This is a genomic window from Streptomyces sp. SID14436 (assembly GCF_010548465.1).
Lineage (GTDB): Bacteria > Actinomycetota > Actinomycetes > Streptomycetales > Streptomycetaceae > Streptomyces.
Genome location: NZ_JAAGMD010000037.1, coordinates 1 through 2,973, shown reverse-complemented (window position 1 = coordinate 2,973; position 2,973 = coordinate 1). Strand labels below are relative to the sequence as shown.

At 74.5% G+C, this 2,973-nt stretch carries 2 protein-coding genes and 1 pseudogene; all 3 read right to left on the bottom strand.

What is annotated here, in order from left to right:
- Nucleotides 1–183: pseudogene (locus G3I53_RS01500) on the bottom strand (phosphopeptide-binding protein); the annotation flags it as partial.
- A gap of 82 nt (nt 184–265) precedes the next feature.
- Nucleotides 266–1,633: a VWA domain-containing protein gene (locus tag G3I53_RS01495; protein ID WP_164334125.1), complete on the bottom strand. Its 1,368-nt coding sequence runs from the start codon at nt 1,631–1,633 to the stop codon at nt 266–268.
- A gap of 144 nt (nt 1,634–1,777) precedes the next feature.
- Nucleotides 1,778–2,973: PP2C family protein-serine/threonine phosphatase (locus tag G3I53_RS01490; protein WP_239063472.1), on the bottom strand; the 1,196-nt coding region annotated here is incomplete at its 5' end.

Here is a 2,973-nt window from a genome sequence, read left to right as displayed (position 1 = left end):
GCCGTACCCGCCGGGACCGCCCGGACCGGGCTGGCCCGCGGGACCGGGGGGCGGGAAGCCGTAGCCGCCGCCCGGCGCGGGCGGCGGGGGAGGCGGTGGGGGTACGGCACCGGCCATGCGGTGACCGCACACCTCGCACCAGTCGTCGGAACCCGACTGGTGTCCGTTCGGGCAGGTCGGCATGTCGGCGCTTCCCCCTCTCCTTGTCCGGTCGGTTCCGACCGGATTTCTCCAACCCCGAGGGGTCAGGCTCGTCTTGTTCTGGTCACTTCTTCACACGAACGGTCTTGGTGGACCGGGTCTCGAGTGTCATCTCGTCGGCCTCCTCGACCTTCGTCTTCAGTCGCACAGTACCGGTCGCGGCGTCGACGACGTCCACCACCTTCGCAAGCAGTTTCGCAGTATCGGCGTTGCCCGAGGCACTCGCGAGCTGAACGGCCCGGCCCAGTTTGGCCGTCGCTCCGTCGTTGTCTCCCGCTTTGCGGAGATCCAGCCCTTGTTGGATGACCTGTGCCAGTTCGGCCTGTCCCGTGTAGTGGGCGACCTGGGGGTTGATCGACGTCGACGCGGCCATGTCGTCCGTCCACACGGCCCGCACCAGACCCTGCGCGCCGAGGGTCTCCACCGCGCCCGGGCCCTCCCCGCCTGGGCCGGACGGCCCGGGAATCACCAGCGACAGCCGGGCCGCCAGCATCTCCCGGCCCAGGCCCGCGGGCGGGACCTCGACGCACAGGTGGTAGTCGCGGGACTCGTCGCCCCAGGACCCCAGCGGGTAGTCGCCCGCGCGGGGGCCCGCCTCGGTGCGGCGGCCGGTGAGCTCCTCCACGGTCGGCGCGACCTGCTTGACGAATCTCACAGTGGCGCCCGCCGGGGTCCACAGCCGCAGCATCACGTCGGCGACCTCCTTGCCCATCGCCGCCTCCATCATGCGCGTGAAGTCGTCGGCGAGACCGGCCGGATCGGCGACGATGTCGGCGCTGCCGAGCAGCGCCGAGGCGACGGCTGTGACTTCTTTCACTTCCCAGTCGGTGCCCACCCCGCGGGCGTCGCAGGTGAACCGGCCCGCGCACGCCTCCAGGGCCGCCTCGAGCGCCTCGGGCGACTCGTGTTCGTTGCGGCCGTCGGTGAGCAGGATGCCGTGCCGGATCGCCACGTCCGCCGAGGCCAGCAGCCGGTCGGCCAGCCGCAGCCAGGTGCCGATGGCCGTGCCGCCGCCCGCGCTCAGGGTGCGCAGCGCCTGCTTGGCCTGCTCCCGGGTGGCGGCGTCGGCCACCGCGAGCCGCCCGCCGCCCGGGTAGACCTCCTTGGCCACGTGCGTGCCGCCGACCACCGCGAAGTGGACGCCGTCGCGCAGCGCGTCGACCGCGGCGGCGGTGGCGTCGCGGGCGTTGCGCATCTTCGTCGGCGGGTAGTCCATGGAGCCGGAGCAGTCGACCATGAGGACCACGGCCGCCGACGGGCCCTCACCGGGCGCGTAGTGGTGCGGAGCGGAGACGGTGCTGCCGATGGTGCCGCCACCGGTCGCGGTCACCGTGACGATGGCGTTGACCTCGCTGCCGCCCTCCGGCAGGTACGCGTTCTGGTAGACGTCCATCGAGAACTGCGGCACATTCGATTTCGCGAAGTTGGCCATGCCTGCTTCGATCCCCCTCGGATGCCCCGGCGGCGCGGGACGACGACGGCTGACGGGCCGGTCCCCTCCGGCCCGTTGAGGCTTCCCCGGGGGCGCCCGCCCGTACTCTTCCCGCGGTCGTCCCGTCCGTTCCCGTGCTCGGCCTCAGGCCGATCCTGCCCCCTGCGGGACGGCCGGGAACGGCACGAGCGCCACTGTTACGTTGTCGTGGCCCCCGCCGTCGAGGGCGTGGCCGACCAGCACCCGCGCGGCGTGCAGCGGCCGGGCGGCGGCGTCGAGGGGGACGACACGTGCCATCTCGTCGGCGGACTCGGCGTAGTTCCACAGCCCGTCCGTGCAGACCACGACCACTCCGGGCCGGTCCGGCTTGAACGACGCGGTGTGCGGCTCCAGTTCGTAGGCGTCGGCGCCCAGCCAGCCGGTGATCGCGTGCGCGCGCTGGTCGGCGTAGGCCTCGGCCTCGCCCATCAGGCCGGCGGCGACCATCTGCGCGGCCCAGGAGTCGTCCTCGGTGAGCCGGGCGGGGGGAGCGGTGCGGTCCACCGGCACCCAGTAGACCCGGCTGTCGCCGACCCAGCCCACGACGAGCAGGCCGTCGGTGACCACCGCGCCGACGAGGGTGCAGGCCGGGGCGTTCTGGTGCGGGCTGCGCTCACGGTCCCCGGCGGGCTCCTCGGCCAGCGCGTTGACCGCGTCGGCGGCGGCGAGGATCGCGTCGTGCATCGCCTGCTGCGGGTGCGTGCCGCGCGGCAGGGCCGCCAGCAGCGCGTCACCGGCCGTCCGGGAGGCCGCCAGGGACGCCTCGTCGGGGCGGGTCGCCGAGGAGACGCCGTCGCAGACGACGGCCACGGACGCCGGGGAGCCGTCGGGCAGCGTGGTGGTGCCCACGGCGAAGGCGTCCTCGTTGCGGTGGTGGCGCAGGCCGCGGTCGCTGACCGCGGCGACCGGGCCGCATTCCTGTTCCATGTGGTCCCGTTCGCGCGGCTGGGCGTGGCCGCAGTTCTCGCAGTAGCCGTCCTGGTCCACCCGGCCCGCGCGGCAGGCCACGCAGACCGTGGCACCCGCGCCGTGGCCCGGCTCGGTGGCCACCCGCGGGTCCGGTGCCTGGAGAGGGTACTCGTCGGGCTGCGCGGGCCGGTGCACCCCGCTGCCGGGCGGGGGACCGTCGGGCTCCTGCGCCTGACCCGAGGCATGCGCCTGACCCGGGGCATGAGGGGACGCCTGGCCGGAGACGGGGGCGGGCGCCTGGCCGGACACCTGCCCGGACACCTGCCCGGACGCCTGTTCCCGCCGGTCGAAGCGCACCCCGGACGTCGCCGGGGCAGCCGGGGCCGAAGGGG